General features: G+C 25.1%; 20 protein-coding genes and 1 tRNA gene. 9 read left to right on the top strand and 12 right to left on the bottom strand.

Annotation, left to right across the window (positions count from 1 at the left end):
• Positions 1-20: 20 nt before the first annotated feature.
• A complete protein-coding gene (locus AMYT_RS00635; protein ID WP_114840647.1) occupies positions 21-785 on the bottom strand; it encodes an exodeoxyribonuclease III in 765 nt (254 codons plus the stop codon).
• On the bottom strand, positions 775-1290 hold the full coding sequence (locus AMYT_RS00630; RefSeq protein ID WP_114840646.1) for a hypothetical protein: 516 nt from the start codon (positions 1288-1290) through the stop codon (positions 775-777). The genes AMYT_RS00635 and AMYT_RS00630 overlap by 11 nt, the downstream gene beginning before the upstream one ends.
• A 250-nt stretch (positions 1291-1540) precedes the next feature.
• On the opposite strand from AMYT_RS00630, the gene AMYT_RS00625 reads away from it, so the two are divergent.
• Positions 1541-2533: an HNH endonuclease signature motif containing protein gene (locus AMYT_RS00625; protein WP_114840645.1), complete on the top strand. Its 993-nt coding sequence runs from the start codon at positions 1541-1543 to the stop codon at positions 2531-2533.
• Between the two features lie 36 nt (positions 2534-2569).
• Here the strand turns inward: AMYT_RS00625 and AMYT_RS00620 are convergent, their stop codons facing one another.
• The 7 genes from AMYT_RS00620 to AMYT_RS00595 all read right to left on the bottom strand — a co-directional run bounded on the left by AMYT_RS00620 (position 2570) and on the right by AMYT_RS00595 (position 9500).
• Positions 2570-3724, bottom strand: a complete 1155-nt coding sequence (locus tag AMYT_RS00620; RefSeq protein WP_114840644.1) for a class I SAM-dependent methyltransferase — start codon at positions 3722-3724, stop codon at positions 2570-2572.
• Between the two features lie 21 nt (positions 3725-3745).
• Positions 3746-5218, bottom strand: coding sequence for a hypothetical protein (locus AMYT_RS00615; RefSeq protein ID WP_114840643.1), 1473 nt, complete (start codon positions 5216-5218; stop codon positions 3746-3748).
• A 343-nt stretch (positions 5219-5561) separates the two neighbouring features.
• Positions 5562-6419: a replication initiation protein gene (locus tag AMYT_RS00610; RefSeq protein WP_114840642.1), complete on the bottom strand. Its 858-nt coding sequence runs from the start codon at positions 6417-6419 to the stop codon at positions 5562-5564.
• A gap of 334 nt (positions 6420-6753) precedes the next feature.
• A complete protein-coding gene (locus tag AMYT_RS14900; protein WP_162919453.1) occupies positions 6754-6894 on the bottom strand; it encodes a hypothetical protein in 141 nt (46 codons plus the stop codon).
• Position 6895: 1 nt separating this feature from the next.
• Positions 6896-7096, bottom strand: a complete 201-nt coding sequence (locus AMYT_RS00605; RefSeq protein WP_114840641.1) for a hypothetical protein — start codon at positions 7094-7096, stop codon at positions 6896-6898.
• A gap of 3 nt (positions 7097-7099) precedes the next feature.
• Positions 7100-7978, bottom strand: coding sequence for a hypothetical protein (locus tag AMYT_RS00600; RefSeq protein ID WP_129085760.1), 879 nt, complete (start codon positions 7976-7978; stop codon positions 7100-7102).
• Positions 7979-8273: 295 nt separating this feature from the next.
• A complete protein-coding gene (locus tag AMYT_RS00595; RefSeq protein ID WP_114840639.1) occupies positions 8274-9500 on the bottom strand; it encodes a hypothetical protein in 1227 nt (408 codons plus the stop codon).
• A gap of 273 nt (positions 9501-9773) precedes the next feature.
• Here AMYT_RS00595 and AMYT_RS00590 point away from each other — a divergent pair, with 273 nt between their 5' ends.
• The 4 genes from AMYT_RS00590 to AMYT_RS00575 all read left to right on the top strand — a co-directional run bounded on the left by AMYT_RS00590 (position 9774) and on the right by AMYT_RS00575 (position 13370).
• Positions 9774-11069 carry a DNA adenine methylase gene (locus AMYT_RS00590; RefSeq protein ID WP_114840638.1) on the top strand — a complete coding sequence of 432 codons (1296 nt, stop codon included), beginning with the start codon at positions 9774-9776 and terminating at the stop codon, positions 11067-11069.
• Positions 11070-11171: 102 nt separating this feature from the next.
• The gene (locus AMYT_RS00585; protein ID WP_114840637.1) at positions 11172-11774 is read left to right on the top strand and encodes a hypothetical protein; all 603 of its coding nucleotides are present in this window, start codon (positions 11172-11174) and stop codon (positions 11772-11774) included.
• 49 nt (positions 11775-11823) lie between these two features.
• A complete protein-coding gene (locus AMYT_RS00580; RefSeq protein WP_114840636.1) occupies positions 11824-12156 on the top strand; it encodes a MerR family transcriptional regulator in 333 nt (110 codons plus the stop codon).
• A gap of 83 nt (positions 12157-12239) precedes the next feature.
• The gene (locus AMYT_RS00575) at positions 12240-13370 is read left to right on the top strand and encodes a site-specific integrase (protein ID WP_114840635.1); all 1131 of its coding nucleotides are present in this window, start codon (positions 12240-12242) and stop codon (positions 13368-13370) included.
• A gap of 66 nt (positions 13371-13436) precedes the next feature.
• Here the strand turns inward: AMYT_RS00575 and AMYT_RS00570 are convergent.
• The 3 genes from AMYT_RS00570 to mqnP all read right to left on the bottom strand — a co-directional run bounded on the left by AMYT_RS00570 (position 13437) and on the right by mqnP (position 15222).
• Positions 13437-13513 (bottom strand) — tRNA-Arg (locus AMYT_RS00570).
• A gap of 35 nt (positions 13514-13548) precedes the next feature.
• Positions 13549-14358, bottom strand: coding sequence for a GGDEF domain-containing protein (locus AMYT_RS00565; protein WP_114840634.1), 810 nt, complete (start codon positions 14356-14358; stop codon positions 13549-13551).
• A gap of 9 nt (positions 14359-14367) precedes the next feature.
• Positions 14368-15222 (bottom strand): menaquinone biosynthesis prenyltransferase MqnP, encoded by an 855-nt coding sequence (gene mqnP, locus AMYT_RS00560; protein ID WP_114840633.1) that lies wholly within the window; start codon positions 15220-15222, stop codon positions 14368-14370.
• 100 nt (positions 15223-15322) lie between these two features.
• Between mqnP and AMYT_RS00555 the strand changes: the two genes are divergently transcribed.
• The 4 genes from AMYT_RS00555 (at position 15323) to rsmI (ending at position 17497) form a co-directional block, all read left to right on the top strand.
• A complete protein-coding gene (locus tag AMYT_RS00555; RefSeq protein WP_114840632.1) occupies positions 15323-15517 on the top strand; it encodes a hypothetical protein in 195 nt (64 codons plus the stop codon).
• Positions 15517-16395, top strand: coding sequence for a tRNA (adenosine(37)-N6)-dimethylallyltransferase MiaA (gene miaA / locus AMYT_RS00550; RefSeq protein ID WP_114840631.1), 879 nt, complete (start codon positions 15517-15519; stop codon positions 16393-16395). Before AMYT_RS00555 ends, miaA begins: the two co-directional genes overlap by 1 nt.
• 82 nt (positions 16396-16477) lie before the next feature.
• On the top strand, positions 16478-16681 hold the full coding sequence (gene rpmE, locus AMYT_RS00545) for a 50S ribosomal protein L31 (protein WP_114840630.1): 204 nt from the start codon (positions 16478-16480) through the stop codon (positions 16679-16681).
• A 9-nt stretch (positions 16682-16690) separates the two neighbouring features.
• Positions 16691-17497 carry a 16S rRNA (cytidine(1402)-2'-O)-methyltransferase gene (gene rsmI / locus AMYT_RS00540; RefSeq protein WP_114840629.1) on the top strand — a complete coding sequence of 269 codons (807 nt, stop codon included), beginning with the start codon at positions 16691-16693 and terminating at the stop codon, positions 17495-17497.
• The last annotated feature ends 1 nt before the right edge of the window (position 17498 follow it).

Here is a 17498-nt window from a genome sequence, read left to right as displayed (position 1 = left end):
CTCCATAATTATTTTATAAACTACAATTTAATTTCAATTCCAATAGGACAATGATCTGAACCAAAAACTTCATTTAAAATAAATGCATCAATTATCTTATCTTTTAAATCATCAGAAACTAATATATAATCTATTCTCCAACCTTCATTTTTCTCGCGACCTTTTGACCTATAAGACCACCAAGTATAAGAATTCTTTTTACTCCCATGTATATATCTATAAGAGTCAATAAAACCTAGTTCAAAGAATTTTTCTAAATACTCTCTTTCTTTTTCAGTAAAACCACTTCTATTTAAGATTTTTGTTTGTTTTAAATCAATATCTTTATGAGCAGTATTAAAATCTCCACAAATAATAACTGACTTACCTTTTTTTATTAAATCCGAACTGTGATACAATAGTTTTTCATAAAATTCTAGTTTATATTGTAATCTTTCTTTAGAAGCCTTTCCATTAGGAATATATACATTAAATATACAAACATCTTTAATATTATGTTCAATTATTCGACCTTCAAGTCTATCATCAATATTTTCACAAAAATCATTAGAAACAAAGTCAATATTTGAATATGTCAACACACCTGATTGATTTTTTAATCTACCACTATTTACAATACGATTAGTATAAAAATACTCAAATAATTTTGGAATTTGTTCCTCGGTAGCTTTAATTTCTTGCAATGCTAAAATATTAGGCTTATATTCATCTAACCATTCAAATACATTTTTCTTTGAAATAGCTCTAATACCATTTACATTCCATGAAAAGATTCTAAGCTTCATTTAACTTATTTATTAATTCTTTATAATCTAAACTACTTTTCGCCATTAAATCTAATATTTTTTCTTTTTGATTGGAATTTAATTCTTGATTTTCAATTATATTTTTTTTTGTTAAAAAGACACTATTAGGAATTATTTTATCAATTTGATCTGAAGTTAATTTTTGATATTTAGCCAAATTAATTAATATATCTTTATTACCAAAGACAATTAGCTTATCAATTTCTTCATTAGTTAAGTCATTTCTTTGTGCTATCAATATCTTAAAATTACTTGTTTCAATAAACTTTGAATTTAAAGCCATATTAAATTCTTCTGAATTTTTGTCAATCTTTAAATAATCAGTCGACTTAACATTTTTTAATTTTTCAAACTCTATTTGTTTATATTCTTCTATTGCTTGATTTTTAGCACGAATCCAATCATTGCCACCTTCATTTGATAATGAACCAAACTCTAAACCTAAAATTTCATAAATTTTCTTTCTTAATTCTTCTTCATTCATACTAAACTTAAACTTTTATTAATCTATTCATAATGAATTTCAAAACTATGAAATCCCATAAAATCGAATACTTAAAGCTCTTGACCTTTCTCTTTTAAAATGTTATAATTTGATTGTTCAAAAATGAGGTGAGATGTAATTGATCTGCAAATCAATTACATCTTTAATTAACAAATGTTGAATATTCGTTAAAAGACTATTAAATTATAACATGAATATTCTCATTTGTAAAGCTGTAAAAGGATTATTCATGGCTAAAGAAAAAAGAGAAACTCGTGGTAGAATATCTGGGTTTAAATTCTTAGATCTACCATATGAAAATGCGCAAGTTCATTATACTTGCTTATCATGCCAAAAAGACAACTATGTCGATATTGGTAAAGAATTATTATCTGTTGAAGATGCTTATCAAAATGCAAATTGGGTGTGTAAATCTTGTGGTTTTAATCATTCATCAAAGAGTGATTTACCATTTGAACATTGGAACCCTGATATTATTAAAGCTACATCACTACCTACTCAAAGATTTTGGAATGCTTTTTTTAAAAACTCATTAGAATCAGCAGAATCATATTATAAAATTTGTGGAGCTTGTGGAAGGACTCTGCCATTTAGTCATTTTGCAAAAAAATCATCTTCAAAAGGTCCATTAGTAAGACAATTTGAATGCCGAGCATGTAAAGCTGCTGCAAATGCAATTTTAAACCCATTTCGAACAAGAGATGAAATGTTAAAATCTGCAACAAGTAGAAGAACAGCCCAACTTTTCACTGATGTTCTAGATGAAAAAATAGAGATTAAAAAGCTATTTGAGAAATTTGATTCAAAATGTTTTAGCTGTGAATGTGATTTAGATATTGATGATAGAAAAAGTTATCAAATTGACCACATTTTGCCAAATGTTTATTTATGGCCTCTAACTGAAAGTAATGCTGAACTATTATGTAGAGGATGTAATTTAAAGAAAAAACATCATTGGCCAAGTAAGTTTTTTAAATCTAATTCTAAACTTTATAGATTAGCACAAATTACTGGTGCAAATTTAGAACTATTAACATCAACAAAACCTTTGACTAATACTGATGTTGATGTCAATCTAGCTATGGATAAATACCTAGGGCAAATAAGAGAGCAGTCTGACTTTCCGAAGAGAATTCAAGAATTTAAAAAAATTATTGAAGGTTTTGATTTAATAGATAAATTGTCTCTAGAGAATAAACAGATATTAGGTTTAGAAGAATAATTCTATAATGAACAATACTAACTTAGAGAAGATTAATTAAATCTTCTCTAAAAACATAAATTGATGTCCTTTTACTGAACCTTGATCTTTAATACCAAATTTTTCATTACCATCAACATCTTCAATAAACATTCCTATTAGTTTGAAATTGTTAGCTTCTGCAAATGGTAAAATCATTTCTCCCATATTAGCTTTTTTAGATACACCCAAGTGCATAATAATAGTTCCACCTATTTTTAATACATTATTACATACTCTAAAATATTCATTGTAAATTGAAATATCTTTTTTTTGCTTTGTTTCAAGATATTTTTCTTTTTCTATATCAAAATCTTTTTTATTCCAACCCGCAAACCAAAGTCTTATCCAGTTAGCTAAATAAAATTTGGTAGAATCAAAAAAAGGTGGTGAAGTAATTATTGAATCTACACTTTCTAATTCTAATGCTTTATCTAACTCAAAAACATCACCATAAATTACTTTTCCAATTTGAATAGATTTTTCTTCTTCTAAAGTAAGAGATCTTTCAACTTTTTCCATTAATTTTTCTATTAAATCTTTATCTATAAACTCACCTTTTGGAGCAAAAGGAGTTATAGGATGTGAAGTTCTAGATAAGGCATAAGGTCTATTCCCATGTAAAATATGTAACAAACTTGAAAATACCAATGCATAATTTGCATCTTTAATATCGTGCTCAATAAAAAATTTTCTAGCACTAAGAATTTGCTTAAATGTATTTTCATGATAATAATCTTGGATTTTTTTATTAAAAGAAACATCAACAGAGTCAATATCTTTTTTAGTTGGAATATTTTCTTTTATATATTTTTTTAAATTATCAATTATTTTATATACTTCTTCTCTATTTGTTTCCCCAACTTTTGCAAGAGAGTTGGCATAAGCTACTTTACTCAAATCATTACCAATAACTTTTCTACCTTGTAAAGCACCTTCGAAAGGAATTGTTCCTACACCAGAAAAAGTATCTAAAATAGTCATATTCTTTGAAGTAAATTCAGATATTAAAAAATGTCCTAATGCGGGTTTTAATTTACCTTGGTAAGAACAAAGTGAATGTAAATTATTTCCCCAATTTCTTTTTGAATAAGGATGTACCTTATAAGGTAAATTATCTCTAAACTTTTCCCAATTATTTTTAACTAATTTTGAAGCATTTGATTTTTTCAAAAAATTCCTTTTTAATTTATATTATTTTCTAAAATGTAAAAGATATTGTTTTAGTGGTGTTCCATCTTTTGAAAACCTACTTCTCAATACTATCTTATCAACTAAGGTAAAACCTATTTCTTTCGCTATTTCTTCATAAATTCTATCTGCTGGAATATGTGTATTTTTAAACTTTGAATCACCTATATCGATAAAACAATCAGCATTATCTTTTAAAAGTTTATAAGAATTATTAAATACTATTTTCATATCACTAAAATATGATTTTACTAATTTAGGTATTCTCGAATCATAATTATCTTCTTCTAACTCTTTGATTATAGAAGAAAGATAACTTAAAATTTCTGGTTTAGGAATTCTACTTGATACATTATTAATGCCTGCAGTAATTGATTCATCTCTATATTTTGCTAAATCTTCTTCTTTATCAATAAAATCTAATACTAAGAGTTCTAACTTTGTATTTCTAAAGTAATTTGTTCCATTGATATATGGAGGAGAAGTAATAATCGCATCATAAGTATTAAATTCATTTTCATTGACAACTTTTGCATTGTTTGATACTAATCTAGAATTAGATACTGTTAGATTCTCAAACAATAATAAATCATTTATAAATTTTTCAACAGTTCTTTGAAATAATGAAACTACATCTTCTTCAATTTCCTTAAATTCATTATTTTTCTTTTTTCTTAAATCGGCTCTTCTAATCATATTTGATTCTTTTACTGTAATAGAAGCAATTGCTACTAACAAAATGTCTTTAATATTATGAGATAAATGCGAAGCTCTAATTTTTTGAAGTAAATAAATAAACTGAACTAATATTTTATGATCAAAATAACCTTTTTCAATCATATAATTATGTTTATTAGTCAATTTTACATTATTAAAATTTGTTATTGGAAGCTTTTTTAAAAAACTATCTATTTTTATTTTATCACCTAATATTTCTGACGCATATTTTATCGCTTCAAATTTGGTTTTACATATAAATTGCATTAAAGGATTAATTTCTGAATATCCAACTTCAATACCATCCAAAGCTGATACTATAACAGTAGTTCCAGATCCAGAAAATGGTTCAAATATTTTCTTTGGTTTGGGAGAAATTTGATTTATTATATCTTGAATAAAATCATAAGAGTACCCCTCTAAATATGGATACCAACCAAATATCTCTTGTTGTTTATTATTAGCAAAAGTACCTGTCTTAGAATTTGTTTTCAAATTAATTCTTTTACTTCTAAAATATTCTTTTAATTTTGTAATACAATAATTATTTAACTTTCTGTTTTCTTTATTTGCACCTTCTTCAATTTCATCATATGAAGATACTTTAAGTATTTCACGAATCTCCTCTGATGATAATATTTTAACCATTTTATATAAGTCAAATTCGTTTTCATTAAATGCTAACTTTATTGTTTTTGTTTTATTTTCATCATTAAACACTTTAGGGAAAGAAATTGATTTTAAATATTGTTTTGACATATAAACTCTTTTTTTAGAAATTCATTGGAATTATATTGCAATTATTATCAAGTAGACTTTAAATTCTTTCTAAATTTAAAAATTAGTATAAACTTTTATCTTGTAATTCTTTTTAGCTTTAGAATAATATCGATGAATTTTATCTTCTATTTTTTGTAATGTTTCTACTTTATATATGAATTCAACATCTCTATCATTAGCAAGTTGTTCAACTGAATATAAATCTTGTAAATATAATTCATTTGATAAAAAGTTATAGTCTGGATAAGGTTAGTTTTGTGTAAAAGACGTATTTTTCCCTCATAAATAAAAATTATTTTAGCTATTTATAAAAAACAATTATTTAAGAAATATATCCCCAGCACTTATCATCAAATTCTTTCATTACATTTTTATATCTCTCAATAGTTTCTTCCAATTCTTTTTTTTCTTCCCAAATTTCCCATCTTTTTTTAGTCAATTGTTCTGATTCTTCTTGAAGTTTTTCCCTTTGTCTCTCAATCTCTTTTAAAATTTGCTCATTAGTCATTTTAGGCTTCAATTTTTTCTTAGAAAATTTAAACTCTATATAGTTATATTTTTTACTTCCTTGCTTTTTTAAAAATTCATATTGTAAATAAAAATCTATTTCTTTTTCTATGTCTTTAATTATTGTATTTAATACTGTTGTTTTTAATTGATAGTTTGTTATATCTTCAAACCCCATTAAGTTTTTGAAGATATCTAATTTAATATGAGGTATCTGCATAAAGTGATTACTTTCTCTGTAATAATCAATTATCATTTCATAGAGCAGTATTGAGTATTTTGAGTTTAGTTTTGTTTGTTGTTTTAAATCAATTGAAGCATATGAATTTATTTTTAATAAATTAAAAAAATCTTCTGAAAATAAAACTTCAACTTTTGAAGAATTTATTGTTAAATTTTCTATAATTTTTAATTGTTTTTCTTCTTTTAATAAATCGATATTTAACATATTACTATTAAAGCTTTTTAATATATCCCTAATTACTCCAAAATCTCTAATATTACATACATTTTTTATATCTGCTAACATAAACTCACATTTAATATTTTTTTCTTTTATTTGACTTCTAGCAACTAATATTAAAAAATTCAAAACCAATCTTTCTCTCTTTGTTAAATCATTTGAAATATATATTAAAGCTTTTGGTTTTTGAATAATAAAATCTTCTATCATTTAATATTTAACCTTTTTTATTTTCATTGTATAGCAGAAAAAAAAGTAAGTCAAATTAAAAATGAAGAAGCCCAAAAGTTGTTAAAAAAGCCCAAAAAGTTGCTCTTTAAAAAAATAAAGTAAGAGAGAAATCCTATTTTATAGTAGTTTTGTAAATTTTTACAAATTGATATACTTATGTAATGATATATAGTCTTAATGCATTACTTACGCTATAAAATCTTTTTCCACCAATCCTCTTGAAGTAAAATCTTAATGTTTTAAGGTTTTGCTTTCTTCTTTAAGAAGATATTACCTACTGGCTCAAAGCCTTTTTTGAGTTGTTATAAATAACCTATAATCCTAAATTTGTTAAACCACCAAAAGGAGGCTTAGGTTTTTTTGAGATATCTTTGTCTTCTCTTTTTCTCTCTTGAAGTAAAAACTCTTCAAGTACATCTGTAGTATCCATGAAAAAATTTATTAGTAAAAACATTTTATATATCCATTCCTTCAGATTCTTTGTATTTGTCCATTATAAATAATATATAGTCTATTGAGAAATTAAGATATTCTTTCTCTTCTTTATCTAATAACTTACTCTCTTCCATTTTGTATTTAATGGCTTTAACCCTTAATTTTAGGTCTATCAATTTCTTCTTCTTTTCAAGTCTTTTAATAGTATGTAGTGAGTCCATTTTTTACCTTTTTAAATCTATACTATTATTATAAGAGGTGTTTTTCATTTCTGATTTTATTTTTTCAAATATTGACAAGTCAGGCTTATTATCATTATTAGTTAAATCTTTACTAATTTCATTTTTCATTTTTTCAATATTTTTAATTACTAACTCTTTATTTTTCTCAAATTTATCTCTATTTGCTTCTTTTAAAGCAATATCCATCCTAATTACATAGATATTTAACCTCTTATGAATTTTTAAAATACTTTCATTAGTTGATTGAAAAAGATTTTTGATGTTGTTTACTTGAGATTTCAAGTCATCCTTTTTCTGCTCAACTTCTTTTAATTTATAAGTGTATTGTGAATTTAGTTTTTTAGTTTCTTTATGTGACTTAATCTCATAATCTAAATAATTTTGATTAAAATATTTAAGCATTATATAATTGAAAGATTTTTTTACAAAATAAGAGATATTTCTTTTCCCTAGGTCAACTCTAATCAATTTATTACCCTGATTATAATCTATAAAAATATTAGGAACTAATATATTTATATGATTGTTAGAGTTTTGCAGATGTGCAGTTGATAATATATAATTTGTTATAAATTTATCTCTTTGCTCTTTTGTATAGTTTAGATTGTATTCTTTACTTATAAAATTCACTAATCTTATAAGTATTAAATCTCTAATCTTTTTATAGTCCTCTTCTTTCAACTTTACCTCATTAGGTAAAGATAAAAGAATACTTCTACCAAAACTTGCTTTTCTTCCACTTCTTTTTTTACCTATCAGAAAATTCTTCTGTAAATCATAATTCATTTGTAAAGATAAAAAATTTTTAGATATTTGATTATGTCTTTTTTCAAAACCTAAAACTTTATGGAAGCTCTTCATAGAATGGTTAGGGTGTCCATTTTTTAAGTCATAAATGTATTCATATAAGTTCAAAAAAGATTTTACATTATCTTTGTTTTTTTGATTTATAGACTTCATTATGACAGTCCAATTTTTTAATTTTCTCATATATAACCTTTGCTGTTTTACAAAAATTATATAGCATCATTTTTCACTTTGTTTAAATGGGAAATTGGACTAAAATGCACACCCTTTTTCAAGATAGGAAATAAAACTTAAAAGTTTTTTACTCTCTTGTGAATGGGATTAAAAATCCCCTTTCAAAACCCCTAAATCAAAAATCTAAATTCAAATTATCATTATCTTTTTTAATTTCTTCAATAGCACCATCCCCACCAATTTTTTTATTTTCATTATTGATTTTTTTATCTGTTTTTTCTTCTTTTATAGAACTATTTTTATTTGGCTTTTTAGGTGATGTTGGTGGTGTGTCTTCGCTACATAAATCTATATCTAAATCATTAGAAAACTTTTTAAACTTTTTTATAATTTTTTCATTTAATTCAAAAGGTTCAATCACTTTTGTATGTGGCAAAGTGTGTAATAAAGTTGAAATAATCATCTCTTCTGTATCAATAGCAGTAATATAAAATTTATTTGGTTTTAGCTTTATAAACTCAATAGAAGATGATAACTCTTTTAATCTGTCTTCTGTTTCAAAAATATTCATACTCTTTAATGGTTTAAGTTTATAATATTCATATACAATTGAATCACATTCTAAAATTACTTCAATCTCATTTTCTTTTTTATTATCAATATTAAACATACTAAAATTTTTTGAATCTATTTTAGTAATAGGTTGAAAAGATACTTGTTTTTGATATACAACTCTATCAATAGTTATTTCATTATGCTCAGAGGTATTATTATCTTCATATACTAGAATTTTTTCAATTTCATTTTTAGATTTTCTATTAAACTTTATTTGTTTTGCAATTACAAATATTTTATTGCCATCTTCATCTATTATCTCTACTTCATCAAGATTATCAATTTTATCTAAAATAAAACCTTCTATATCTGAAATATTATTATGATTTAATGATGGTTTTAATACAAATTCAACCAATATATCTAACCTATCAAAAAAAGTAATATATGAAGATTCTGAATCATTTCCTACATAATATAAAAGAATTGGGCATAACTCTTTAAGAACTTTAATATCATATATATAAAAACGACTTTCTAAAAACCATTTTTTTGTTGAAAGATTATATTTTTTCTTTTCATATTCTAAAATATCAAGAACTCTAAAAATTCTTGTAGCCTCTTTTAAAATATTATCCTTCTTTTTAAGTATATCATTTACTTCACTTTCATTTTCAATGCCAAGGAAAAAATCATCTTCTTTATATTTTCCAGCACTATAAAATTTATTTATTTCATTTTTATAACAAAGTGCTTCCATTATTGATGAAGCAATAAAATAAGAATAATTCATTTTTGGTTTATATGATAAATCTTTTTTAGTCAGAACTTTTCCTTGCTCATTCATACAAATTTCCTAAATTTTTTTTAATATTTTATCAAACTACTACTTAGAGGGAGTTATCCCTCCTTGATTCACTAGAATTTCAATATAACAAAACAAATTTAAACAAGAAAATAGGAGTAAGTCTTGTCTTAAGGTTGTAAATCATTGGATTTAGATGTGAGACACATTATGTTCTTTTAAAACTCATTGTTAAAAACATAGATTCTAACGTTATTGGTGGAACTATGAATTTCTCTTAGTTCTAAACATTATAAATTTAGAAAGGAAATCATAATGATTAAATCATTATTAAAACTAGTAGAAAAAAAACTTTGTTCACCAAAAGAGGTTATTAGAAAAGGGTTTAAACTTATTCAAAAAAATTTTGTTGAAAAAACAAATCCTATTATTATAAAAAATATAAATAAAACACGCACTTCACAACTAATGTATGTAAATCAATCACTTGTTAAATACTCAAAGGATAATTTACTCCATAATCATTTGAACTCTTTATCAGAGTCTGAACTATCTATATTTCTTAAAAATAAAGATAACAATATTTGCAATACTGAATCATTTTCTGATGATAGTGATACAAAAAAAATTGCTTTTGTTCCTTATGGAGGAAGCAAACAAAATCATAAGTCAACACAACAAATGATATTAAGTGATTTTTTTAATACCAATCCAAATTCTTTCAAATCATATTATGAAAGTTTTCTAGGTGGATTTGGTTCTGTTTATAACTCTTTACCAATTTTAATTGAGAATGGAATTAAAGACTTATATTTAAGTGATATAAACCCATCTCTAATAAATACATTTAGACAAGTTCAAAGAAACCCTAAACAAGTTCAAAGACATTTGGCATCAATTGATTTAGAATATATGAAACTTTTTAACAAATTCCAGCCTTCTACAAAAGAAGAAGGAAAAGAGTGGTTTAAAAGAATTCATAAAGAATTTACAGAACTTGAAATTTCAAAAAAAATGAACCCTAGAAGAGCTTCTTTATTCTTATATCTTATGCATAATGTTCAGGGAGGAATGTTAAATTTTAATATGAAAACAAAACTAAATTCTTTTAGTTTCTGTTTCTGTGAAAAAAAATTGAGACAAGTTCCTTTAATGATAAATAAGGTTGAAATTTTTAACAAAATTTTTAATCTTGTAAATATTAAATTCTCAATTTCAAAATATGAAACTGTTTTAAGAAAAGTAAATAAAGATAATACTGCATTAGTTTTATTTGACCCTCCTTATGTAAATTATGAAGAAGAATCAACTTCAAAAGACTTTTTATCTTGTTCATATAATTATGGAATAAATAATTTTAACCATAGAGGATTATTAAACAAAATCAAAAATGGAAAATATTCATTTATTTATTATAACAACCATAATCCACATTTAGAAGATTTTTCAAAAAAGCAAAATTACAATTATTTGAAAAAAGATGTTCTTTATAAAAATGGAACTACTGCAACAAAAAGTATTGAAATCTTGATGTATAAAAATAGAAATACTGAACTAAAACTTTCAAGTCTAAATACAACTAACTACTTACCTATAAAAATAGCTTCTTAATAAATTTGCCTGAGATGGCACAACTTGACAACAAAATGAAGTTGTCATCTGGTTTAAATAAACATTGAGTCTATTCAACTCTTAACCCCTTAAGGATTTAAAATGAATACTAATACAATAAATACACAGCTTACAATAGGATTTTGGTTTGGGAAGGAAAAACCTATAAAGGAAGAGGATAACTTCTATGCCTATACTCTTTATAGTAATACATTAGTTGAACAATTTGAGAGATTTAAACATACTTATGAAGAATTTAAAATAAAAAATCCTTCGCCTCTTGTCCCATACAAAGATTGTTTGGAAAATGAAGAATGTTTCTTAATATATGAAAATGGAGAAGTTGAAGAAACTACTTTTTTAGATCTTTCATTAAAAATTCAATTACTAAAAAATATTGAAGGTAATGAAAAAAGATTGGAAGAAGAAATTTCAAATCTTGAAGATAATTTAATAAATACCTTTGAAGAAACATTAAAAAATGTTGAATGTAAAGAATATTCTCTTTCAGAGTTTTTTAATAAGTCTGAGTTGAAAATAATTCATACTATTATTGATAAAAGTTCAGGATTTGTAGACTTACAGAGTAGATTATTAAAATACTTTAGAAGAATAAAAAGTTCTTTAAGAAAAAGAGGTGTTGAATATAAATATTTGTCTTATGCGGTTGCATATTCAGTTCATAAAAGTACTTTTAATTCATAAGAGTTTTTCTCTTATGAATTTTGTTAAATTTTAAAAGTAAGGATATTCTATGAAATTAAATTTTGAAGCATTAGAACAAATTCCTCAAATTTATCAACTCCTAAATCAACTAAATGAAAAAGTTGAGAATAGAGTTGAAAAGAAATGGTTATCAACACTTGAAACAGCTCATTACTTAGGCTATTCAAAAGATAGCATTGATTCTATGGTTAAAAAAAATGAATTTATTCAAAATATTCACTACTACCAGAATCAAAGAAAAAGGATGTTTGATAAACAAGCATTAGACAATTGGGTAAAGGGAATTACTCAAGAGGATACTAATAATAAACAACTTATTGATAATACTATTGAAGAAATTATTTCTTCACTTGCTGCTTAATTAAGTCTATCTTAGCATATAATCAACTATAATCCATATGTATTTATGGTTGATTTGTGGTTGCCACTTATAAGGAAAATACAATGAAACTATATGTTAAAAAATCAAAAACAAAAAAAGGTGTAAAAGAGACTATATGGGTTGACTTTACTCATAATGGACAAAGATATAGAAAACCTTTACGTCTTGATTATACACCATCTAATTGGAAGTTTGCAGAAAAAAAACTTCTACCCACTTTAAACTATAAAATATCAAGTGGGGAGTTCTTTAAAAACAAAAAGAAAAATATTCCTACTGTTGATGAATTTATTGAGAAATCATTTGAATTAAGAAAGGGGAATAGATGTTCTTCAACAATTTATGCTCATAGAAAGAATTATATTAAATATATTCAACCCACTTTTGGAGAAAAAACTCTGAATGAAATTAGTGGGCAAGATATTACTATATGGCAAAATAATCTTCAAGAAAAAGAACATTTAGCAAAAGCTACAATTCTAAAAATAAGAAGTTGTATAAATAGTATGTTTGAAGATGCTATTGAAGCTCAAATTATAGATAATAATCCCGTTTCAAAAGCTAAGAAGTTAAATGAAACTGAAAAACCAAAAGTTGAAAGAATTAAACTTACACCTTTTAAGCCTAGTGAAATAAATAAAATTTTAAGTATTTCAGAAGGGCAAAATAGAAATATGATAGCCACATTTTTCTTTACAGGACTTAGAGCATCAGAACTAATTGGCTTAAAATGGGAATCAATAGATTTTGAAAAAATGACTATTTCTATAAAAGAACAAATTGTAAATGGAAATCATAAAACAATTTTGAAAACTACCAAAAGTAGAAGAATTGTTCCAATTGTAAAAACATTACTTCCTTTTTTAGAAAATCAATTTAAGATTACTGGAAAGAGTGATTCTAATGTATTCTTAACAGAAAGAACAAATAAACATTTCCACAGTGCGGGAAAAATTAGAGAACAAATTTGGGTTCCAACACTAAAAAAAGCAAATGTAAGTTATAGAAACCTACATCAAACAAGAGGAACATTTATTTCAACTCTAATTTCAAATGGAGAAGATATAACTTATGTTTCCAAAATTGCTGGACATGAGAATGTAAAAGTGACACTTGAAAAATATTCAGAATATATCCCAGTTAAAAATGATAAATTTGGAGAATGTTTTCAAAATAGTGTTGGCACTATATGACACCTATTTGACACCAGAAAAATTAAAGTTAGAAGAAAGTCCTATTTTTAGGGCTTTTAAGACAAATGGCACGCCTGGTAGGATTCGAACCCACAACCACCGGGGCCGAAACCCGGCGCTCTATCCAGTTGAGCCACAGACGCGCTTGTAGTAGATGCGAATTTTAACAAAAGAAAACTTAAAATTCTCTACTGCTTTCTTTATTCTTACTCATTAGTTCATCTGCTTTATTTAGGACTATTTCTACTTCTTCATCTTTTACAAAATTTGTTAATCCATAAGAAAAAGAAAATGAAATATTATTTACTTTTGCAGTTTTTAGTTTTTGATTTGCAAGTTTTTCTTGAGCTTGTGATAAAAGAAGCTCAATATCAAGTGAGTTTGTAGCTTCTTCATTGAAAACTATCATAAACACATCACCTGCATATCTTAAGACATTAACTCCACTAAAATCTAGTTCTTGCTTTAAAAAAGATACAAGATATTTTAAAACTTGGTCACCAATTAGATGACCATAAGTATTATTAATATCTTTAAATTTATTTACATCAATAAAAGACAAAGCTCCATTTTCAATAAATTTTCTATCTACCAAATAGTAATCCATAAACCATTTTCTATTATAAGCTTTTGTTAAAGTATCAGAGAAAAGTTCTTTTTGCAAGAAATCTATTTTCTCTTTCATTTTTGCAAGTTCATTATAGATATTATGTAAAGATTTTTCATCTTTATTTATAATAGCAACTCTTGCATCATCTGTTGATTGGTGAAGAAAGTTTAAATTTTCATTTGTTTGTTTTACTACACTATTTACATTTGTAGTATCCTCATACAAATCTTTTAAAATTATATTTTCATCATCAAAATTTATTTCTAATTTTTTTGCATTATTTTCAAATATCTTAGAATATTTACTAGGTAAGATAATATCTTCATTTTGCAACTCTTTTACTGTTAAAAATGTAACTTCTTTTAACATATTACTCATTTAAAATCCTTATATATTATCTAATACAATTAAGATAAAAAATACTATTCCTAAGTATCCATTTACAGTAAAAAATGCCTTATCAATTTTTGTAAAATCTTTATTTACTAAGTAGTGCTCATAGCTTAACATTAAAGCACTAATAACAACTGCAATATAAGCAAAAGCAGAGCTATTTGAAGTAATTACAAATAAAAGCCAAAAAATCACTGTTAAAATATGAAATACTTTTGAAATAAGCATTGTATTTTTTGCACCAAATTTACTTGGTACAGAATGAAGACCTAATTTTTTATCCACTTCTATATCTTGCAGTGAATACAATAAATCAAATCCTGCAACCCAAAACATAACACCAATACTTAATAAAACTGACCATAAAGGAATATTCTCACTTACTGCAACTACCCCAGCAATTGGAGCAAGACCTAAAGAGATACCTAAGATTATATGAGCTAAAAATGAAAATCTTTTAAAATATGAATAAGACCCAATTACAATTAATATTGGAATAGACATATAAAAAGCCAAATCATTTACAAAGTAAGCAACAACTACAAATCCTATTGCATTTAAAGCCACAAAAATAGCCATTTGAGAAGCAGAAATTCTTCCATCTACATTTGGTCTATTAATTGTTCTTGGATTTAAAGCATCAATATCCCTATCTAAATACCTATTAAATCCCATAGCGAAATTTCTAGCAGTAAGAGCTGCTAAGATACCTAAAATACAAAGAGTAAATCCAAACCAACCATTAGCTGCAACAACCATTGCAATAAAAATAAATGGCAAAGAAAAGATTGAGTGTTTGAACATAACTAGTTCATTAAAATCATTTAAAAGTTTAGTAAATTTTTCCATTTGGTGATTTTATCTAATCTTTTATATAAAATGAGTTATATACTATATTTTCAAGTAATTTTTATAAGTAATTAATTAAAATATTTATTAAAGGATTTTTATGAACTACTTTAAATATTTAATACTAGCAATTTTTATCATTTTTTTAAATGGCTGTGCAACAAATAATCAAAAAAATATTAAACAAATAAGCAATGCTCAAATTTCAGAACTTTTAGATGAATTACATAAAAAAGAGTTAGAAATAGTAAGACTTGAAAAAGAGTTAGAAGAGTATAAAAAAAGATTTAACTAATGAAAGAAATCGCAATTATAGGCTCAACAGCCTCAGGTAAAACTGCCCTTGCTCTTGATATAGCAAATAAAACAAACTCTATTATTTTATCTTTAGATTCTTTATCAGTTTATAAACAAATTGATATAGCTTCAGCAAAACCAACAATAAAAGAAAGAGCCGATATTATTCATTTTGGAATAGATGAAGTTTTTCCAAATGAGACTTTTGATGTAATACAATTTATTGAGTGTTATAAAAAAGCAAAAGAGTTTGCTTTAAACAATAATAAAAATCTTATTATTGTGGGAGGAACAGGCTTTTATTTAAAGAGTCTAATCGAGGGGCTTTCTTTAGGAGTTGATACAAAAATAAAACTAGATATTCCTCAAGAAGAAGCCTATGAATTTTTATTTAATTTAGATAAAGAGTATATGCAAAAAATAGAAGCAAATGATAGATATAGAATAGAAAAAGCTTATGCTATTTATAAACAAACAGGAAAAACTCCCTCTAAATTTTTTAGTGAAAATAAAAAAGAACCTATATTAAAAAATCTAAAAATTTTTGAAATTTTATGGGATAGAGAAGTTTTAAGAAAAAGAATAGAACTTCGAACTAAACAAATGATAAAAGAAGGTATTATAGATGAAGTAATTTTTTTAGAAAAAAATTACTCAAGAGAGCCTAATTGTATGAGTTCTATTGGGATAATTGAGACTTTAGAGTATCTTGATGGAAAGCTTACAAAAGAGCAATTAGAACAGAAGATTGCTTTAAACACTACAAAACTTGCAAAAAGGCAAAATACTTTTAATAAATCGCAATTTAATCAAGAACAAACTTCCAATATTATAGAAAACTTAAATTCAGATATTCTTAAGTATTTTTCGCTATAATCCCGTTTTTAAAAGAGTTTAATAAAGGGCAACATTAAGACTTGACCTTTTATTAGACATTAGAAATCTTAAGGAAATTAAAGTGAAAAAAGAAATTCACCCAGATTACAAAACTTGTACAGTAAGTTGCGCTTGTGGAAACACATTCGAAACTAAATCAAATGTTGAGTCATTAAGAATTGACATTTGTTCAGCTTGTCACCCATTCTTCACTGGTGAGCAAAAAATCGTTGATGCTGCTGGAAGAGTAGAGAAATTTAAAGCTAAATATAACTTAAATAAATAAGACCCTGTCTTGTTAATTTTAGTTCCCACTCCAATAGGAAATCTTGAGGATATCTCTTTTAGAGCATTAAATGCTTTAAAAGAGGCGGAACTTATCTTTTGTGAAGATACAAGAGTAACTAAAAAACTTCTTGGCTTATTTGCCGAAAAATACAATCTATCATTTGAAAATAAAGAGTACAAATCTTTTCATTCGCATAATGAAACACAAGTATTAAAAAACTTATCAAAAGAGACTTTTTTAAAAAATGTTGTTTATGTAAGTGATGCGGGGATGCCATGTGTTAGTGACCCAGGTGCTTCTTTAGTGCAATATTGTATTGAAAATGATATTTTATATGATGTAATTCCAGGTGCAAACGCTGTATTAACAGCTTATGCTATGAGTGGTTTTACTTATAATACTTTTACTTTTCATGGTTTTTTACCCCATAAAGGAAATGAAAGAGTATCAAAACTAAAAATAATAATGCAAAGTGATAAATTAGGTATTTTATACGAATCACCCCATAGACTACTAAAGCTTTTAGAAGAGATAGTTTCTATTGATGAAAAAAGAACTATTTTTTTAGTAAAAGAGCTTACAAAACTTCATCAAAACTCTTATAAAAACAGTGCAAAAGAGATTTTTGAACTTTTTAAAAATGAAAATATCAAAGGGGAATGGGTAGTTTTAATTGAGCCTACTATTTTTGAAGGAGAACCTTTAAATATTGATGATATTAAAGATTTAGAAATTGCACCAAAAACTAAAGCAAAACTACTTTCAAAACTAACTGGAAGAAAAACTAAAGATATTTATCAAGAACTTATATAAA

Source organism: Malaciobacter mytili LMG 24559, from assembly GCF_003346775.1.
GTDB lineage: Bacteria > Campylobacterota > Campylobacteria > Campylobacterales > Arcobacteraceae > Malaciobacter > Malaciobacter mytili.
The sequence above is the reverse complement of the archived record's forward strand: the minus strand, read 5'-3'. Positions and strand labels throughout refer to the sequence as shown.

Coding starts and splice junctions, on each gene's coding strand:
- AMYT_RS00635 (WP_114840647.1), bottom strand. CDS start 785: ATGAAGCTTAGAATCTTTTCATGGAATGTAAATGGTATTAGAGCTATT.
- AMYT_RS00630 (WP_114840646.1), bottom strand. CDS start 1,290: ATGAATGAAGAAGAATTAAGAAAGAAAATTTATGAAATTTTAGGTTTA.
- AMYT_RS00625 (WP_114840645.1), top strand. CDS start 1,541: ATGGCTAAAGAAAAAAGAGAAACTCGTGGTAGAATATCTGGGTTTAAA.
- AMYT_RS00615 (WP_114840643.1), bottom strand. CDS start 5,218: ATGTCAAAACAATATTTAAAATCAATTTCTTTCCCTAAAGTGTTTAAT.
- AMYT_RS00610 (WP_114840642.1), bottom strand. CDS start 6,419: ATGATAGAAGATTTTATTATTCAAAAACCAAAAGCTTTAATATATATT.
- AMYT_RS14900 (WP_162919453.1), bottom strand. CDS start 6,894: ATGTTTTTACTAATAAATTTTTTCATGGATACTACAGATGTACTTGAA.
- AMYT_RS00605 (WP_114840641.1), bottom strand. CDS start 7,096: ATGGACTCACTACATACTATTAAAAGACTTGAAAAGAAGAAGAAATTG.
- AMYT_RS00600 (WP_129085760.1), bottom strand. CDS start 7,978: ATGAAGAGCTTCCATAAAGTTTTAGGTTTTGAAAAAAGACATAATCAA.
- AMYT_RS00595 (WP_114840639.1), bottom strand. CDS start 9,500: ATGAATGAGCAAGGAAAAGTTCTGACTAAAAAAGATTTATCATATAAA.
- AMYT_RS00590 (WP_114840638.1), top strand. CDS start 9,774: ATGATTAAATCATTATTAAAACTAGTAGAAAAAAAACTTTGTTCACCA.
- AMYT_RS00585 (WP_114840637.1), top strand. CDS start 11,172: ATGAATACTAATACAATAAATACACAGCTTACAATAGGATTTTGGTTT.
- AMYT_RS00580 (WP_114840636.1), top strand. CDS start 11,824: ATGAAATTAAATTTTGAAGCATTAGAACAAATTCCTCAAATTTATCAA.
- AMYT_RS00575 (WP_114840635.1), top strand. CDS start 12,240: ATGAAACTATATGTTAAAAAATCAAAAACAAAAAAAGGTGTAAAAGAG.
- AMYT_RS00565 (WP_114840634.1), bottom strand. CDS start 14,358: ATGAGTAATATGTTAAAAGAAGTTACATTTTTAACAGTAAAAGAGTTG.
- mqnP (WP_114840633.1), bottom strand. CDS start 15,222: ATGGAAAAATTTACTAAACTTTTAAATGATTTTAATGAACTAGTTATG.
- AMYT_RS00555 (WP_114840632.1), top strand. CDS start 15,323: ATGAACTACTTTAAATATTTAATACTAGCAATTTTTATCATTTTTTTA.
- miaA (WP_114840631.1), top strand. CDS start 15,517: ATGAAAGAAATCGCAATTATAGGCTCAACAGCCTCAGGTAAAACTGCC.